Consider the following 19741-nt stretch of genomic DNA (forward strand, 5'->3'; position numbering starts at 1 on the left):
CCCTTTTCGCAATTTCCCTGACGCGCGTCGACGAATGGAGCGCACCGTGGATCCTGTCCAGATCGACCCGACCGACGCGAGGACCGACCACCAGCCGGCCCCCGCACCCGACGACGTCGTCTGGGTGCTCGACAGCGACGCCCCCGGCCACCGCACGTCGCTGCTGGTCCTGCCGCACGCCGGTGGCAACGCCCACGCCTACGCCGGCTGGCGGGACCTGCTGCCCACCCACGTACGCCTGCTGATCGGGCAGTACCCGGGCCGGGGCGCCCGCTTCACCGAACCCCTGCCGGAGCGGATGGCCGACCTGGTCGACCCGATCCTGGCCAGCCTGCCCACCGACACCACCGACCTGGTGGTGCTCGGCCACAGCATGGGCTCCCTGGTGGCCTACGAGGTCACCCGGGCGCTCACCACCGCCGGCCGGGCACCGCGCGCCCTGATCGCCTCGGCGTGCCGGGCGCCGTTCCTGCCCAACCCCAGCCCGGTGCACCCCGCCAGGCTCGACGACGACGAACTGGTGAGCGCCATCCAGGCCCGGGGCGGCACCGACGACGGCATCCTCGACGAACCGGAACTGCGGGAGCTGCTGCTGCCCTCGATCCGCGCCGACTTCGCCCTGGACGACGCCTACCAGGCCACCCCGGCCGCTGCACTCACCTGCCCGGTCACCGTCGTCGGCGGCGACGTCGACCCGGTGGTACCGGCCGAGGCGCTGCACCGGTGGGCCGAGGTCACCGGCGCGCGGGTCACCACCCGGGTGCTCCCCGGCGGGCACTTCTACTTCCAGCAGCAGCTCGCGGCCTTCCTGTCGCTCGTCACCGACGTCATCGACGGCGATCTCGTCCGGACCGAAGCCGCCTGACCACCATCGCCCCACCCAGGAGGATCCGATGTCACCCACCGTCCAGGCGGACGCCGCCACCGATCTCGACGTACGCCGGCAGCCCGGCAGACCGGCCATCACCGTCGCGCCGCACCTCGACACCGTGGACGCGGCCGTCGAGTGGCTCACCGCGCACCGCGCCGCCATCCGCGCCGAGCTGCTGCGCTCGGGAAACCTGCTGATCCGGGGCCTGCCGATCGCCGACACCGGCGACTTCGCCCGCGCCCGTAACGTGCTGATGCCCGAGCGCACCGGCTACCGGGAGAAGGCCACCCCGCGTACCGACTTCGGCGAGGGGGTCTTCTCCTCCACCGACCTGCCGGCCGTGCAGCCGATCCGCCTGCACAACGAGAACAGCTACACCCTCGACTTCCCCGGCACCCTGATGTTCGGCTGCCTGGTCGCCCCGCAGACCGGCGGCGCGACCACGGTCGGCGACATGCGGGCCGCGCTGCGCCTGATGCCGCCGCAGCTGCGGGAGCGGTTCGCCACCTACGGCTGGCTGCTGGTGCGTAACTTCTCCGAGCTGGCCGGGCTGCCCTGGCAGCAGAGCTTCGCCACCGAAGACCCCGCGCAGGCGCAGCGGTACTGCGACGAGAACGTCATCGGCACCGAGTGGCTGGCCGAGGGGGAGCTGCGGACCCGGCAGCGCCGTTCGGCGATCGTCACCCACCCGGTCACCGGCGAGCAGAGCTGGTTCAACCACTACGCCTTCTGGAACCGGTACTCCCTCGACGCCGACGTCCGCGAGGTGCTGCTGGAGACCTACGGTCCCGACGGCCTGCCCTTCGACACCTACCTCGGCGACGGCTCCGCGCTCACCCGCGAGGAGGTCGACGCCATCAACCAGGTGTACGACGAGGTGACCGTCCGGGAGACCTGGCAGGCCGGTGACCTGATGCTGGTCGACAACATCGCCTGCGCCCACGGCCGGGAGGCCTTCACCGGCGCCCGCAAGATCGTGGTGGCGATGGGCGACGAGGTCGCGTTGGCCGACTGCCAGCCGCAGACCGCCCCGTCGGCCACCCCGTACGGGAAGTGAGCCGGCCATGACCAGCGCCCTGGCCCACCCCGTCGACACCGCCACGCCGCCGGCCCGGGACCTGCTCGACCGGCTCGCCGAGGCACCGGCGGAGCGTACCGCCGTCGTCGCCGCCGACGGCACCCTCACCTTCGCCGAACTGCGGGCCCGCGCCGCCCGGATCGCCGGCGCGCTCACCGCCCGCGGCATCGGGCCGGAGAGCGTGGTCGCGCTCTGCCTGCCCCGGGGCGCGGACCTGGTCGCCGCGCTGCTGGGCACGCTGACCGCCGGTGCCGCGTACCTGCCGGTGGACCCGCGGCTGCCCGCCGACCGACGCCGCTACCTCGTCACCGACGCCGGGGTGGACTTGGTGCTCGTCGCCGGCACCGACACCGACGCCGACGCCGCCGGTACCGGCACTGACACCGCCGGCACCGACACCGCCGGCACCGACGCCGCCGGCACCGACGCCCCTGCCGGGGCCGGACCGGGCGACGACGTGCCCCGGGTGTCGCTGGCGGAGCTGACCGCGGCCGGCCGGGTGACCGCACCAGACGACGGCGGGTACCGGCCGGTGCCGGTCGGCCCGGACAGCCTCGCCTACGTCATCTACACCTCCGGCTCCACCGGCCGGCCCAAGGGCGTCGAGATCAGCCGGGGCGCGGCGGCGGCGCTGCTGACCGAACTGGAGGCCACCGGCGTCGTACGCGGCGAGGCCGGCCGGGTCGGCTGGAACGCCTCACCCTCCTTCGACGCCTCCGTGCAGCAGTGGGTACGGGTGTGCCGGGGTGACACCCTGGTCCTGCTCGACGAGCAGACCCGCACCGACCCGGCGCTGCTGGCCGCGTTCGTCACCGAGGCCGCCCTGACCGACCTGGACATCACCCCGTCCCACGCCGAGCCGCTGCTGGAACAGCTGTCCACCACCCGGCCGCGCCCCGGCGGGCCGCTGACCCTGCTGGTCGGCGGTGAGGCGATCAACCCGACGCTGTGGCGACGCCTCGCCGAGCTGACCGAGACGGGCGTGCTGCGGGCGGTCAACGTGTACGGGCCGACCGAGTGCACCGTCGACGCCACCGCCGGCTGGATCACCGGCGACCGCGAGCCGCACATCGGCACCGTCCTGCCCGGCCTGCGGCTGCGTCTGCTCGACGCCGACCTGACCCCGGTCGTCCCCGGTACCGTCGGCGAGCTGTACCTGGCCGGCGCCCGGGTCGGTCGCGGATACCGGCGGCGTCCCGGGTTGACCGCGCAACGCTTCGTCGCCGACCCCGACGCCGTCGACGGGCAGCGGATGTACCGCACCGGTGACCTGTGCCGGCAGCTGCCCGACGGTCGGCTGGAGTACCGGGGCCGCGCCGACGGGCAGGTCAAGATCCGCGGACACCGGATCGAGCTGGGCGAGATCGAGGCCACCCTGACCGCCCACCCCGGGGTCGCCGAGACCGCCGTGCTGCTCCGCGACGACCAGCAACTGGTCGCCTACTACCGGGCGAGCGTCCCGGTGGACCCGGCCGAGCTGCGGGCGCGGGCGGAGGCGAGCCTGCCCGGCTACATGGTGCCGGGCGCGTTCGTCGTCCTGGACCGCTTCCCGCTGACCGCCAGCGGCAAGCTCGACCGGGCGGCCCTGCCCGCGCCGGTGCCGACCGCCGTACCGGCCACCGGAGTCGACGCCGAACCCACCGGACGGGTCGAGGAGCTGATCGCCTCGGTCTGGTCACACGTGCTCGGCACCCCCCGGATCAGCGCCGACGACAACTTCTTCAAGCTCGGCGGCCACTCGCTGCTGGCCATCAAGCTGGTCTCCGGGGTCCGGCGCGAGTTGGGCCTGAGCCTGCCGGTCCGGGCCGTGTACGAGAACCCGCGCCTGCGGGACCTGGCCCGGACCATCGAGTCCCGGCTGACCCCACCCACCGGGGCCTGAGCCCCACCGGCGGGTGGCCTGCCCCCGCCGGACAGGCCACCCACCCACCGCTATTCCCGCCACCGTGGTTCCACGTCGCCGACGGACGGTCAGGTCGTGGTCGAGCAGGAGGAGTTACCCGTGATCCCGTTGTCGTTCGCGCAGCGTCGGTTGTGGTTTCTGAGTCGTCTCGAGGGTGCGTCGGGGACGTACAACGTGCCGGTGGTGGTGGGGTTGTCGGGGGTGCCGGATCGGGTGGCGTTGGCGGCTGCGGTGGTTGATGTGGTGGGTCGGCACGAGGTGTTGCGGACGGTGTTCCCGTCGGTGGACGGTGAGCCGGTGCAGCGGGTGTTGCCGGGCTCGCCGGTGCAGCTGTCGGTGGTGGAGTGTCCGGCGGAGTCGGTCGACGGGCTGGTGGCGGAGTTCGCTGGTCAGGTGTTCGACATCGCGGTGGATGTGCCGCTGCGGGTGCGGTTGTTCGTGGTCGACGGAGCCCGTTCGGTGTTGGTGCTGCTGTTGCACCACGTCGCCACCGACGGGGCCTCCACCGACCCCCTGCTGCGTGACCTGGGCACCGCCTACGCCGCCCGGCTCGCCGGGTCGACACCGGAGTGGGAGCCGTTGCCGGTGCAGTACGCGGACTTCACCCTGTGGCAGCGGGAGGTGTTGGGGGAGGAGTCGGATCCGGAGAGCCTGGTGTCGCGGCAGTTGGCGTGGTGGGCGGAGACCCTCGACGCCTCACCGGCGGTGCTGGACCTGCCGCTGGACCGCCCCCGACCCGCCGAACCGACCCGGCGCGGCGCCACCGTCACCGGCTGGCTCGACGCCGACACCCACCGCCGGCTGACCGAGCTGGCCCGGGCCCACCGCGCCAGCATGTTCATGCTCCTGCAGGCCGGCCTGGCCGCCACCCTCAGTCACCTCGGCACCGGCCCGGACGTGCCGATCGGCGCACCGGTGGCGGGCAGGTCGGACGAGGCGTTGCACGACCTGGTGGGGTTCTTCGTGAACACGGTGGTGTTGCGTACGGACACCTCCGGTGATCCGGGTTTCGCCGAGCTGGTGGATCGGGTGCGGGAGGCGGATCTGGCGGCGTACGCGCATGAGGAGGTGCCGTTCGACCTGGTGGTGGAGCGGTTGAACCCGGTGCGCTCGTTGGCCCACCATCCGTTCTTCCAGGTGATGCTCACCGTCGACAGCGTCGACTCGATTGGACCTGTCGACAGCGTCGACTCAGCGGGCTCGGTCGGGGTACGGCTGGGGGAGCTGACGGGGACCCTGCGGCCGGCCACCCTGGACACCGCCAAGTTCGACCTCACCGTCTTCTGTACCGAGGTCCGCGACGACCGGGGCGCGCCGGCCGGCGTCGACATCTGGGTGCAGTACGCCACCGACCTGTTCGACGCCGCCACCGCCGGGCTGCTGTTGGAGGCGTACCGGCGGCTGCTGCGGGCCGCCGCCGCAGACCCGGACACTCCGGTCGGGGCCCTGGACGTGCTCACCGACGCCGACCGGCAGCACCTGGCCGACCGCCGGGCTGCCGTCCGTACCCGGGCCGAACGCGGGGCTGCCGCCCGTACCCTGGCTGTGGCGACCGGCGACGAACCGGGCGGGGCCGACGGGCCGCTGACCCCGCGCGAGGAGATCCTCTGTGGTCTTTTCGCCGCCGCCCTCGGCACCGACCGGATCGGCCGGCACGACAACTTCTTCCGGGCCGGCGGGCACTCGTTGCTCGCCACCCGGCTGATCAACCGGGTGCGGTCGGTGCTCGGCGTGGAGATCGGCCTGCGGGATCTCTTCCTCGATCCCACCGTCGCCGGTCTGGACCGGCGGGTCGGTGAGCTGACCGGGGCCGGCCGCCGCCCGGCGCTGTGCCCCAGCCCCCGACCCGATCTGGTGCCGCTGTCGTTCGCCCAGCGCCGGCTCTGGTTCCTCGACGAGATGGGCGGAGCCAGCCGGATCTACAACATCCCGGTGGTGCTGCGGCTGCGCCGGAGCCTGGACCCCGCGGTGCTGACCGCAGCCGTGGGTGACCTGCTCGACCGGCACGAGGTGCTGCGGACCGTCTACGCCGCCGTCGACGGGGAGCCGTTCCAGGTGGTGCTGGAGCGGGGCGAGCCGGCGGTGACCGTCCTGGACGTCCCGACCGCCGAACTGCCCCGGGTGATCGACGAGACCACCGGCCACGTCTTTGACCTCGGCGGGCAGCTTCCGCTGCGGGTGTGGTTGATCCGGGCCGACGACGGCAGCCACCATCTGGTGGTGCTGGTGCACCACATCGCCGCTGACGGCTGGTCGATGGGTGCGCTGCTGCGCGACCTGGCCCGGGCCTACACCGCCCGCGCCGCCGGGACCGCCCCCGACTGGACACCGCTGCCGGTGCAGTACGCCGACTACACCCTCTGGCAGCGGGACACCTTCGGCGCCGCCGACGACCCGCAGAGCCTGCTCGGCCGGCAGCTCGCCTTCTGGCGCGGCGCCCTCGACGGCATGCCGCCGCTGCTGCCGCTGCCGACCGACCGGCCCCGCCCGGCCGTGGCCAGCCAGCGCGGTGACGTGGTGCCGTTCCTGCTCGACGCGCGCGACCACACCGCGCTGCTGCGGCTGGCCCGTGACCACGGTGCCACCCTGTTCATGGTGGTGCAGGCGGCGCTGGCCACCCTGCTGTCGCGGCACGGTGCCGGCACCGACGTGCCGATCGGGACACCGGTGGCGGGTCGGGGTGACGACGCGCTGGACGACCTGGTCGGGTTCTTCGTCAACACGCTGGTGCTGCGGACGGACCTGTCCGGCGATCCGAGTTTCGTCGAGCTGCTGGCCCGGGTGCGGGAGGCGGACCTGGCCGCCTACGACCATCAGGACGTGCCGTTCGAGCGGCTGGTGGAGGAGCTGAACCCGGCCCGCTCCACCGCCCACCACCCGCTGGTGCAGGTCACCCTGGTGCTGCAGAACACCGGCGGAACGCAACCGGCCGGAGCGACCCAGCCGGTCGGCGGGGTGTTCGAGGGCACCGAGGTGCCCTTCGACACCGGCACCGCCAAGTTCGACCTCACCCTCGCCGTCCGGGAGGAACACGACGGCAGCACCCCGCGCGGCATCCGGGGGGTGCTGGAGTACGCCACCGACCTGTTCGACGCCGACACGGCCACCCGGCTCGCCGGCCGGCTCGCCCGGCTGCTGCGGGCCGTCGCCGCCGACCCGGACCGCCCGATCGGTGACGTCGACCTGCTCGACGCCGACGAGCACCGCCGGTTCCGGCCCACCGCCGGCCACCGCCACCACGCCACACCCACCGCCGGGCTGGCCGACCTGGTCGAGGCACACGCCAGGGCCACACCGGACGCGGTGGCGTTGGTGGTCGGCGCGCACCGGATGTCGTACCGGGAACTGGACGCCGACGCCGACCGGCTGGCCCGGCACCTGGTCGCCACCGGGGTCCGCCGGGGCGACGTGGTCGGCGTGCGCTGCGACCGCGCCGCCTTCGTGATGGCGGCCCTGGCCGTGCTCAAGGCCGGTGCGGCGTACCTGCCGTTGGACACCGACCAGCCCGACGCGATCCTGGCCGCCCAGGTGGCCACCGTCGGACTCGCGGCGCTGGTCACCGAGACAGGGCAGGCCGGATGGCTGGCCGGCCTGCCCGCCCACCGCATGATCCGGCTCGACCGGCTCGGTCCCGGGGCACCCGCGGTGCCCCGGGTGCCGGCCCTGCCGGGCCTCAGCCTGTCGCTACCCGGCATCGAGCTGAAGCTGCCCGGCATCAGCCTCACCCCACCGACCCCGCCGACCCGCCGCACCGCCACCGCCACCGCCACGGCCGCCGGTCCGCCGCCGGTGCGTCGGGACCCGGGCGACGCGGCGATCCTGCTGGTCTCCGGGACCGGAACGCCCCAGGTGGTGGCCTACCCGCACCGGGCGGTCGTCGACGCCGTCACCCACGGCCCGTTGACAAGCGCCGCCGGGCAGGTCTGGCTGGCGTGGACGGCGCCGACCGACGGGCAGTTCACCCACGGGCTCTGGGCCGCGCTGACCAGCGGAGCCACCTGCGTACTCGCGCCGGAGCCCCGGCCGGACGCCACGCGGCTGGCCGAACTGGTCGCCGCGCACGGCGTCACCACCCTGCTGCTGCCCACCGGCCTGTTCGAACTGGTCGCCGACGAACATCCGGCGGCCCTGGCCCGGCTGGGTCAACTCGCCACCGGCGGCGACGATCCGCCGTCGGTGGCTCACCTGGCCCGGGTCCGTCGGCAGCACCCCGGGCTGCGCCTGGTGCACAGCCACGCCCCGGCGCATCCCGGCCTGTTCCTGCTCGGCCGGGAGGTCGGGCAGCTGTCACCGGGCCGGCCGGTGCCGGTGGCCGGGGACGACCACCGCTGCCACGTCCTGGACGACCGGCTGCGGCCGGTGCCGGTCGGCGTCCGGGGCGAGCTGTATCTGTGCGGTCCCGCCCTGGCCGACGGCCACCCGGGCGGGCCCGGTGCCACCGCCGCCACCTTCGTCGCCGACCCGACCGACCCCGCCGGTGGGCGGATGCTGCGCACCGGTGAGCTGGCCAGCTGGGCCGCCGACGGCACGCTGCGCCGGCACGGCCGGGTCGCCGGGGTCGCCCTGCGCGGCAACCGGATCGATCCGGACGAGGTGGTCACCGTCCTGACCGGCCACCCCGGGGTACGCCGGGCCGCCGTCGTGGTCCGCCCGGACGCCGCCGGCGACGAGCAGCTGGTGGCGTACGTGGTCCCGACCGGCCCTGGTGCCCTCGGCGGGGGGCAGCTGCGCCGGCACGCCGCCGAACGCCTGCCGGAGTACCTCGTCCCGGCGGAGTTCGTGCCGCTGACGACGTTGCCGCTGACCACCGACGGCCGGCTGGACCACGCCGCCCTGCCTGACCCGGGTGCGGCGGACGCCGCCGGTGCGGCGGAGTCCGACCCCCGGGTGTCGGTGCTGCGGGACCTCTTCGCTGAGGTGCTCGACGGCCGACCGGTCGGGCCGCACGACAACTTCTTCCGCGTCGGCGGGCACTCCCTGCTCGCCGTCCGGCTGGTCAACCGGATCCGCTCCACCCTCGGCGTGGAGGTCACCATCCGGGACATCTTCCAGGCGCCCACCGCGGCGGGCCTGGCCGAACGGCTCGCCGCGAACACCGGTGCCCCCGGTGCCGCGCGGGCCCGGCCGACGCTGCGTCGCCGGGCCGGGGCCGCACCCCGGTAGAACCCGCCGCCCGGGGCGGACCATCCTGCCTCGCGGACTGCCGCTGACCCGGTGGCGCGCTGACTAACCTCAGGTCGACGCGCCACCGGGTCCTTTCGTCGTACCGGCGAGGCGCACCGCCGCAACCGCAGGCACCTCCCCGCCGCGCCCCCGACTCCCGCAGGAGGAAGTTCGATGCCATCGATCGACCACGCCGGGCCCGCGACCGACCCGGACGCCCGGCGGCGGCCGGTGATCCTCGACGGGGAGCCGTTGGCCGGACCGGTCGTCGCGGTGGGTGAGGCGATCGCCGCCCGGGTCGCCGCCGGACCCGACCGGCCGGCGCTGACCGCCGGCACGCGGACCCTGAGCTACGCCGAGCTGGACGCCGCCGTGCGCCGGCGCGCCGGGCAGCTGTGCGCCGAGGGTGCCGGCGCCGGCCGGCTGGTCACGGTGTGCCGGCCCCGGGGCGTGGAGGCGATCGTGGCGATCCTGGCGGTGCTGCGCACCGGCGCCGGGTACCTGCCGTTGGACCCGGACGCCCCGCCGGCCCGCAACGAGGCGATCCTCGCCGACGCCTGCGCCGGCCGCCCCCCGACGCTCGCCGAGGTACGGCGCCGCGGCGAGGTGGTGCTGCCCGGCACCCGGGTCCCCACCGACACCGGGTACGTCATCTACACCTCCGGCTCCACCGGCACCCCGAACGGGGTGCTCGTCGGGCGGGCGGCGTTGGCGCACTTCGTGGCCGGCGCGCTCCGCCGCTACGGGGTCACCGCCGACGACCGGGTGCTCCAGTTCGCGCCGCTGCACTTCGACGCCAGCGTCGAGGAGGTCTTCGTGACCCTCTGCGCCGGCGGCACCCTGGTGCTGCACGACGCGGGGCTGCTCGACGTGCCGGAATTGCTGGCCGAGGTGACCACCGCCGGGGTGACCGTGCTGGACCTGCCCACCGCCTACTGGCACGAGCTGGCGTACGCCCTGTCCAGCGGGGTGGTCGAGCTGCCGGACAGGCTGCGTACCGTGATCATCGGGGGTGAGGCGGCGCTGCCCGAGCGGGTCACCCGCTGGCGGCGGGCCGTCGGCGACCGGGTCCGGCTGCTCAACACCTACGGGCCGACCGAGGCCACGGTGGTGGCCACGGTCGCCGACCTGTCCGGTTACGACGGCGGCGCGGTCCCCATCGGCGTGCCCCTGCCCGGTGTCCGGGCCGCCCTGGTCGACGGCGAGCTGTGGCTGCTCGGCGGTGGCCTCGCCGACGGGTACCTGGGTCGCGCCGAGCTGACCGCCCGCCGGTTCACCACCCTGGACGGCGCTCCCGCCTACCGCACCGGCGACCTGGTGCGGCTGCGTCCCGACGGCCAGCTCGACTACCTGGGCCGGCTCGACGACGAAGTCAAGATCAACGGCCACCGGATCGACCCGGCGGCGGTCGAGTCGGTGCTGCTCACCCACCCCGGGGTACGCCAGGGCGCGATCGTCGCCCAGGACCTCGGCGACGGGGTGCGGCGGCTGGTCGCCTACGTCACCGGCGAGGTCGACGGCGACGACGTCCGGGCCCACCTCGCCGCGCGGCTGCCCGCCCCGGCGGTGCCGCAGGTGGTCGCCGCGGTGCCGGCGTTGCCCCGTACCAGCACCGGCAAGATCGACCGCAACCTGCTGCGTGCCACCACCCCACCGCGTGCCACCACCCCACCGCGTGCCACCACCCCACCGCGTGCCACCACCCCACCGCGTGCTGCCGCCCCGGCCGCTGCGGACCCCGGCTACCTCCCCGCCCCGGACGAGATGCTGGTCCCGTTGTCGTTCGCGCAGCGTCGGTTGTGGTTTCTGAGTCGCCTGGAGGGTGCGTCGGGGACGTACAACGTTCCGGTGGTGGTGGGGTTGTCGGGGGTGCCGGACGGGGTGGCGTTGGCGGCTGCGGTGGTTGATGTGGTGGGTCGGCACGAGGTGTTGCGGACGGTGTTCCCGTCGGTGGACGGTGAGCCGGTGCAGCGGGTGTTGCCGGGCTCACCGGTGCAGCTGTCCGTGGTGGAGTGCGCCGGGGCCGAGGTGGCGGCGTTGACCGACGGCTTCGTCGCCGGGATCTTCGACATCGCGGTGGACGTGCCGCTGCGAGTGCGGTTGTTCGTGGTCGACGGAACCCGTTCGGTGTTGGTGCTGCTGCTGCACCACGTCGCCACCGACGGCTGGTCGATGTCGCCACTGCTGCGCGACCTGGCCGGCGCGTACGCCGCCCGCCTCGCCGGGTCGACACCGGCCTGGGAGCCGTTGCCGGTGCAGTACGCGGACTTCACCCTGTGGCAGCGGGAGGTGTTGGGGGAGGAGTCGGATCCGGAGAGCCTGGTGTCGCGGCAGCTGGCCTGGTGGTCCGAGACCCTCGACGGGGTGCCGGCGGTGCTGGACCTGCCCCTGGACCGGCCCCGCCCCACCGAGCCCACCTTCCGGGGCGCGTCGGTGCACACCCGACTCGACGCCGACACCCACCGCCGGCTGCGCGACCTCGGCGACACCCACCAGGCCAGCCCGTTCATGGTCCTCCACGCCGGCCTGGCCGCCGCCCTCGGCCACCTCGGTGTCGGCCCGGACGTGCCGATCGGCACCCCCGTCGCGGGGCGGGCCGACGAGGCGTTGCACGACCTGGTGGGGTTCTTCGTGAACACGGTGGTGTTGCGTACGGACACCTCCGGTGATCCGGGTTTCGCCGAGCTGGTGGATCGGGTGCGGGAGGCGGATCTGGCGGCGTACGCGCACGAGGAGGTGCCGTTCGACCTGGTGGTGGAGCGGTTGAACCCGGTGCGCTCGTTGGCCCACCATCCGTTCTTCCAGGTGATGCTCACCGTCGACACCGCCGTCGACGACGAACTGCGCATCCTCGACCTCGACGGGCGGATCGTCCCCGCCGGCCTGGACCAGGCCAAGTTCGACCTCAGCTTCTCCTGCGTCGCCGAGGCCGACGGCGAGGTGCAGCTCTGGTTGCAGTACGCCACCGACCTGTTCGACGCCGCCACCGCCCGGCTGCTGTTGGAGGCGTACCGGCGGCTGCTGCGGGCCGCCGCCGTCGACCCGCACACCCCGGTCGGGGCCCTGGACGTGCTCACCGACACCGACCGGCAGCATCTGGCCGACCGCCGGGCTGTCGCCCGTACCCTGGCCGAACGTCGGGTTGCCGCCCTGGCACCGGAACCGGCGGTCGGGACGGGACGTGACGGCTCACCGCGTACCGAGATCCTGCGCGGCCTCTACGCCGAGGTGCTCGGCCTGCCCACGGTCGCCGCCACCGACGACTTCTTCGCCCTCGGCGGGCACTCCATGCTCGCCGTCCGACTGGTCAACCGGATGCGGTCGCTGCTCGGCGTGGAGGTGGGCATCCGGGACCTCTTCCTCGCCCCCACCCCCGCCGGGCTGGACCGCCGCCTCGGTGACCTGGCCGAGTCCACCGACCGGCCCGACCTGGCCGCCGCGTTCACGCCGGACCGGGAGCACCTGCCGCTGTCGTTCGCCCAACGCCGGCTCTGGTTCCTCGACGAGCTGACCGGGCCGAGCGCGGTGTACAACATCCCGGTCGCACTGCGGCTGGACCGCCGGCTCGACCCGGCGACCCTGACCCGGGCCCTGGTCGACCTGGTCGAGCGGCACGAGGTGCTGCGCACGGTCTACCCGGCCGTCGACGGCGAGCCGTACCAGCGGATCCTGGACACCGCCGCGCCCGTCCTGACCGTCGAGGAGGTCACCGCCGCCGAGCTGCCGGCCGCGGTCGACGCGGCGGCCGGGCACGTTTTCGACCTGGCCGCCGAGATCCCGCTGCGGGCCTGGCTGTTGCGGTTGGCCGAGGGCGGTCAGGTGCTGGTGGTGCTGGTGCACCACATCGCCGCCGACGGCTGGTCGATGGGTCCGCTGCTGCGGGACCTGGCCCAGGCCTACACCGCCCGGGCCGCCGGGGCTGCTCCGCGGTGGGCGCCGCTGGCGGTGCAGTACGCCGACTACACCCTGTGGCAGCGGGACCTGCTCGGCGACGCGGCCGACCCGGAGAGCCTGCTGGCCCGGCAACTCGCCTTCTGGCGCAGCACCCTCGCCGGGGCACCGCAGGTGCTGGAGCTGCCGACCGACCGGCCCCGCCCGGCCGTGGCCAGCCAACGCGGCGAGCTGGTGCCGTTCGCCCTCGACCCGGCCACCCACGCCGGGGTGCTGCGGCTGGCCCAGGCCCACGGCGCGACCGTCTTCATGGTGCTGCAGGCGGCGCTGGCCACCCTGCTGTCCCGGCACGGCGCCGGCACCGACGTGCCGATCGGGACGGTGGTGGCCGGTCGGGGTGACGACGCGCTGGACGACCTGGTCGGGTTCTTCGTCAACACGCTGGTGCTGCGGACCGATCTGTCCGGTGAACCGAGTTTCGTCGAGCTGCTGGGTCGGGTACGCGATGCCGACCTGGCCGCCTACGACCACCAGGACGTGCCGTTCGAGCGGCTGGTGGAGGAGCTGAACCCGGCCCGCTCCACCGCCCACCACCCGCTGGTCCAGGTGATGCTGGTGCTGCAGAACGCCACCGACGGCGGACCGGTCACCGACGGCGGACCCCACCGCGACGGCGGACCCGACTCCGCCGGCGGGGCCCACCCCGACGGCGAGACCGCCGCCGGTGGACCGTTGGCCGGCGAGGAGCTGGCGTTCCGGACCGGGGTGGCGAAGTTCGACCTGACCCTGGCGGTGCGTGAGTACCACGACCCGGCCGGCGCGCCGGTCGGCATCACCGGCGCGGTGGAGTACGCCACCGACCTGTTCGACGCGGCCACCGTGACCCGGCTGGCCGACGGCCTGGCCCGGCTGCTCGCCACGGTCACCGCCGCACCGCACACCCGGACAACGGACCTCGACCTGCTCACCGCCGCCGAGCGGACCCACCTGCTGGACACCCTCAACGACACCGGCCCCGCCGCGCCGGACCTGCGGATCACCGACCTCGTCGAACGGCACGCCGCCGAGAACGGCGGGCGTACCGCGCTGGTCTGCGGGGCGGACCGGATGAGCTACGCCGACCTCGACGCCGAGGCCAACCGGCTCGCCCGGCACCTGGTGGCGACCGGGGTACGCCGGGGCGACGTCGTCGGGATCCTGCTGGCGCGCGGCCTGACCATGGCGGTGGCCATCCTCGCCACCCTCAAGGCCGGTGCCGCGTACGCCCTGCTCGACCCGGAGTTCCCCGACGCCCGGCTGGCCGGCCTGGTCACCGACGCCGCGGTGCGCGCCCTGGTGAGCGAGACCGGGCTGGTCGGCCGGCTCGGTGCCGCCCGCCCCGCCCGTACCGTCCTGCTCGACACCGCCGCGGCCGTGCTGGACACCCTGCCCACCGACGGTTTGCGGCTGCCCGGCGACCCGGGAGACGCGGCCTGCGTGATGTTCACCTCCGGCTCCACCGGCCGACCCAAGGGTGCGCTCTGCTCCCACCGGGCCGTCGTCGGCACCCTCACCGGGCAGGACTTCGTCGACTTCGGACCGGACCAGGTGTGGCTGCAGTGCGCCCCGGTCAGCTGGGACGCCTTCGCGCTGGAGTTCTGGGGGCCGCTGCTGGCCGGGGGCACCTGCGTGCTGCAACCCGGCCAGCGCCCCGAGCCGGCCCGGATCGCCGACCTGGTCGCCGCCCACCGGGTCAGCACCCTCTGGCTCTCCGCCGGCCTGTTCAACCTGCTGCTCGACGAGTACCCGGACACCATCGGCGCGGTCGACCAGGTGATCACCGGCGGCGAGGCACCGTCGGTGGAACACCTGGCGCGGGCCCGACGCCGCTTCGACCGGCTGCGTCTGGTGCACGGGTACGGCCCGGTGGAAAGCATGATCTTCACCAACTGTCACCCGGTCGACACCCCGCCGACCGGCGCGCCGGTGCCGGTCGGCCCGCCGCTCACCAACCGCCGCTGCTACCTGCTCGACCAGCGGCTGCGGCCGGTGCCGGTGGGCGTCACCGGTGAGCTGTACGTCGCCGGCACCGGCCTGGCCGACGGGTACCTGAACCGGGCCGGCACCACCGCCGGGGCGTTCGTGGCCGACCCGTACGGTGCTCCCGGCACCCGGATGTACCGCACCGGCGACCTGGCCCGGTGGACCCGGGACGGGGTGGTGGAGCTGCTCGGCCGGGCCGACGACCAGGTGAAGATCCGGGGCTTCCGGATCGAGCCGGGGGAGGTCGCCGCCGTCCTCGCCCGACACCCCGACGTCGGCCAGGTCGCCGTGGTGGTCCGGGAGGACCGCCCCGGTGACCGACGCCTCGTCGCCTACCTGGCCCCGGCCGTACCCGAGCGGGACGTCACCACCGCCACCTCCGGTCCGACCGGTCGGACGATCGTGGTCGACCAGGTGCGCCAGGCCGCCGTCGAGGCACTGCCCGGCCACCTGGTGCCGACGGCGTTCGTGGTGCTGGACCGGTTACCGCTGACCGGCAACGGCAAGCTGGACCGGGCCGCCCTGCCCGCCCCCCGGCACCGTGCGGCCACCGCCGGCCGGGCTCCCCGCAACCCCGCCGAGCAGCTGATGTGCGACCTGTTCGGCGAGGTGCTCGGCATCGACCGGGTGGGCGTCGACGACGACTTCTTCGCCCTCGGCGGGCACTCCCTGCTCGCCGCGAAGCTGGTCAACCGGGTGCGCGCCGTCTGGGGGGTGCAGCTCGGGGTACGCGATTTGTTCACCAGCCCCACCGCCGCCGGCCTGCACCGGCGGGTCGGTGAGCTGGCCGGCGTGGCCACCCGGCCGGCGCTGCTGCCGACCACGACGACGGGGCCGGTACCGCTGTCGTTCGCCCAGCACCGGCTCTGGTTCCTCGACGAGCTGACCGGGCCGAGCGCGGTGTACAACATCCCGGTCGCACTGCGCCTGGCGCACGACCTCGACCCGGTGGTGCTGGGCCGGGCCCTGACCGACCTGACCGACCGCCACCAGGTGCTGCGGACCCGCTACCGGGCCGTGGACGGCGAACCCTTCCAGGAGATCCTGCCCACCGCCGAGGTCCAGCCGACGGTACGCGACCTCACCGCCGCCGAGTTGCCGGCCGCGGTCGACGCGGCGGCCGGGCACGTCTTCGACCTGGCCGCCGAGATCCCGCTGCGGGCCTGGCTGCTGCGGGCCGACGACGGCACCCGGACCCTGGTGGTGCTGGTGCACCACATCGCCGCCGACGGCTGGTCGATGGGTCCGCTGCTGCGGGACCTGGCCCAGGCCTACACCGCCCGCGCCGCCGGGGCCACCCCCGACTGGGCGCCGCTGCCGGTGCAGTACGCCGACTACACCCTGTGGCAGCGGGACCTGCTCGGCGACGCCGCCGACCCGGACAGCCTGCTGGCCCGACAGCTCGACTTCTGGCGTACCACCCTCGCCGGTGCCCCGCCGGTGCTGGAGCTGCCTGCCGACCGGCCCCGCCCGGCGCGGGCCAGCCACCGGGGCGACGCGGTGGCCTTCACCCTGGACCCGGCGACCCACGACGGCGTGCTGCGGCTGGCCCGAGGCAACGGCGTCACCCTGTTCATGGTGCTGCAGGCGGCGCTGGCCACCCTGCTGTCCCGGCACGGCGCCGGCACCGACGTGCCGATCGGGACGGTGGTGGCCGGTCGGGGTGACGACGCCCTGGACGACCTGGTCGGGTTCTTCGTCAACACCCTGGTGCTGCGCACCGACCTCTCGGGCGACCCGAGCTTCGTCGAGCTGCTGACCCGGGTCCGGGAGGCCGACCTGGCCGCCTACGACCACCAGGAGCTGCCCTTCGAACGGCTGGTCTCCGAGCTCAACCCGGTCCGCTCCACCGCCCACCACCCGCTGTTCCAGGTGATGCTGCTGGTGCAGAACAACGCCGAACCCGACGCCACCGGTTCGCCACTGGCCGGCACCGACGTCCCCCTCGACACCGGCACGGTGAAGTTCGACCTCACCCTCAGCGTCCGGGAGCACCCCCACGCCGACGGCGCACCGGCCGGCCTCGGCGGCGTGCTGGAGTACGCCACCGACCTGTTCGACCCGGCCACCGCCCGGCTGCTCGTCGACCGGCTCACCCGGCTGCTGCGGACCGTGGTCGCCGACCCGGACCAGCGGGTCGGGCGGATCGACCTGCTCGACGCCGCCGAACGCCACTGGCTGCTGCACGGGCAGAACGACACCACCGTCCCGGCGACCCACGGCGGGCTGCCCGAGGCGTTCCAGGACCAGGTCCGGCGGACCCCGCAGCGCACCGCGGTCACCTTCGCCGGCCGGCGACTCAGCTACGCCGAGGTCAACCGCCGGGCCAACCGGCTCGCCCGGCACCTGGTGGCGACCGGGGTGCGCCCACAGTCGACAGTCGGGGTGCTGATGCCCCGGGGCGCGGACCTGATCGTGGCCACCCTCGCCGTGCTCAAGTGCGGTGCGGCCTACGTCCCGGTCGGCACCACCCTGCCCACCGCCCGGGTCCGGATGATCCTGGCCGACGCCGGGGCCACCGTCCTGCTCACCGACACCGACACCAGGGACGTGGTACGCGCCGAAGCCGCCGAGGGCACCCGGATCGTGCCCTTCCAGGTGCCCGCCGACGGCCGCGACGACGACCTGGACCTGCCCGTGGCGGACGACGCGTTGGCGTACGTCATGTTCACCTCCGGCTCCACCGGACGGCCCAAGGGCGTCGGCGTCACCCACCGCAACGTGCGGGAACTCGCCGCCGACCGGTGCTGGAACGTCGCACACCACCGCCGGATGCTGGTGCACTCCGCGTACGGCTTCGACTCCTCCACCTACGAGCTGTGGGTGCCGCTGCTGCACGGCGGCGAGCTGGTGGTCGCCGAGGGCGAGGGCGCCGACCTGGCGGAACTGGCCCGCACCATCGAACGGTACGACGTCACCGCCGCCTACTTCACCATGGGCCTGTTCCACGTCCTGGCCGACGAGCAGCTGCCGACCCTGGCCCGGCTGAAGGAGGTCTGGACCGGCGGCGACGTGGCCAGCCCGGCGGCGGTACGGCGGGTGCTGCGGCACTGCCCGGACACCGTGCTGGTGCACAGCTACGGCCCCACCGAGACCACCTTCGCCTCGCACCACCAGCGGTTCGAGACCACGGGGCGGGAGCTGACCGGGGTGTACCTGGGCCGCCCGCTGGACAACACCCGGGGCTACGTCCTCGACGACCGGCTCGAGCCGGTCGGCCTCGGCGGCACCGGCGAGCTGTACCTGGCCGGGGCGCAGGTCGCCCGGGGCTACCTCGGACAGCCCGGCCGTACCGCCGAACGGTTCGTCGCCGACCCCTTCGACCCGGCCGGCGGGCGGATGTACCGCACCGGCGACCTGGTCGCCTGGACCAGCACCGGGCAGCTGCGCTTCGTCGGCCGGGTCGACGGGCAGGTCAAGATCCGGGGCTTCCGGATCGAACCGGCGGAGATCGAGACGGTCCTCGGCGCCCACCCCGGCGTCGGTCAGGTCGCCGTCGTGGTCCGCGAGGACCAACCCGGCGACAAGCGCCTGGTCGCGTACCTGGTCGCCGCCGACGGGACGCGCCTGGACGAGGCGGCGCTGCGGGCCACCGCCGAGGCGAACCTGCCCGGATACATGGTGCCGGCGGCGCTGGTCGTCCTGGACCGGCTGCCGGTGACCGTCAACGGCAAGCTCGACCGCCGCGCGCTGCCCGCGCCGGCCCGGACGGCCATCGGTGGACGGGGTCCCCGCAACCCGGTCGAACAGCTGATGTGCGAGCTCTTCGCCGAACTGCTCGGCGTCGAGCGGGTCGGCATCGACGACAACTTCTTCGACCTCGGCGGCCACTCCCTGCTGGCCACCCGGCTGGTCAGCCGGATCCGCGGCACCCTCGGTCTCGACCTCGGAGTACGCGACCTGTTCCAGCACCCCACCGTCGCCGGCCTGGCCGGCGGGCAGGAGCCGACCGTCGCCGGTGGGCGGGGCGCCGGCACGGCCCTGGGGGTGCTGCTGCCGCTGCGCGCCGGGGGCACCCGCCGTCCGCTGTTCTGCGTCCATCCCGGGGCCGGGATGAGCTGGTCGTACGCCGGACTCACCCAGCACCTCGGCGCGGACCAGCCGGTCTACGGCCTGCAGACCCGCGCGCTGAGCACACCTGGCTACCGGGCGGCGAGCGTGCCGGAGCTGGCCGAGGAGTACCTCGCCGAGATCCGCCGGGTCCAGCCGCACGGGCCGTACCGGCTGCTCGGCTGGTCCTTCGGCGGGGTGGTCGCGCACGCCATGGCGGTCGCCCTGCAACGCGCCGGCGAGCGGGTCGAGCTGCTGGCCATGATGGACGCCTACCCGGTAGCCGAGGTCGACGCCGCCGCGCGCAGCGACCGGGACGTCATGCGGATGCTGCTCGACGACGGCAGCGGCGACCCCGACGGCGGTGACCTGCCCGACGGACTGTTCGACCGGTACGACCCGCAGGTGGTGGTCGAGGTGCTGCGCAGCCGTGACCCGGTGCTGGCCGGCTTCACCGAGGCCGAGGTGCACGCGCTGGTGCTCGCCGCGGTCAACCACGCCGAGATCATGGCCGCGTACCGGCCGGAGGTCTTCACCGGCGACCTGCTCTTCTTCGCCGCCGGCCGCACCGACGCGACCGACGGACCGACTCCGAAGCTCTGGGCCGAGCACGTCGACGGCGTCCTGGACTGCCACGACCTCGACACCACCCACCTTCGGATGACCGAGATGGCACCACTCGCGGAAATCGGCGGCGTCCTCGCGAGGAAGCTGGCGGAGCTGGGTGGCGACGTGCACGACCCCATCGAGAAGGGAAACTGAC

The 19741-nt window shown here is 74.5% G+C and carries 5 protein-coding genes; all 5 read left to right on the forward strand.

The window, feature by feature from the left end:
* Positions 1–46: 46 nt before the first annotated feature.
* The 5 genes from ACN28G_RS10380 (at position 47) to ACN28G_RS10400 (ending at position 19740) form a co-directional block, all read left to right on the forward strand.
* Positions 47–865, forward strand: coding sequence for a thioesterase II family protein (locus ACN28G_RS10380; RefSeq protein ID WP_229688363.1), 819 nt, complete (start codon positions 47–49; stop codon positions 863–865).
* A gap of 28 nt (positions 866–893) precedes the next feature.
* The gene (locus ACN28G_RS10385; RefSeq protein WP_091437914.1) at positions 894–1928 is read left to right on the forward strand and encodes a TauD/TfdA family dioxygenase; all 1035 of its coding nucleotides are present in this window, start codon (positions 894–896) and stop codon (positions 1926–1928) included.
* Between the two features lie 7 nt (positions 1929–1935).
* Positions 1936–3831 (forward strand): amino acid adenylation domain-containing protein, encoded by a 1896-nt coding sequence (locus ACN28G_RS10390; RefSeq protein WP_421478981.1) that lies wholly within the window; start codon positions 1936–1938, stop codon positions 3829–3831.
* A gap of 96 nt (positions 3832–3927) precedes the next feature.
* A complete protein-coding gene (locus ACN28G_RS10395) occupies positions 3928–9015 on the forward strand; it encodes a condensation domain-containing protein (protein WP_421478982.1) in 5088 nt (1695 codons plus the stop codon).
* A gap of 174 nt (positions 9016–9189) precedes the next feature.
* Positions 9190–19740 carry an amino acid adenylation domain-containing protein gene (locus ACN28G_RS10400; RefSeq protein WP_421478983.1) on the forward strand — a complete coding sequence of 3517 codons (10551 nt, stop codon included), beginning with the start codon at positions 9190–9192 and terminating at the stop codon, positions 19738–19740.
* The last annotated feature ends 1 nt before the right edge of the window (position 19741 follow it).

The sequence above is a fragment of the Micromonospora sp. WMMA1923 genome (assembly GCF_049179195.1).
Lineage (GTDB): Bacteria > Actinomycetota > Actinomycetes > Mycobacteriales > Micromonosporaceae > Micromonospora > Micromonospora yangpuensis.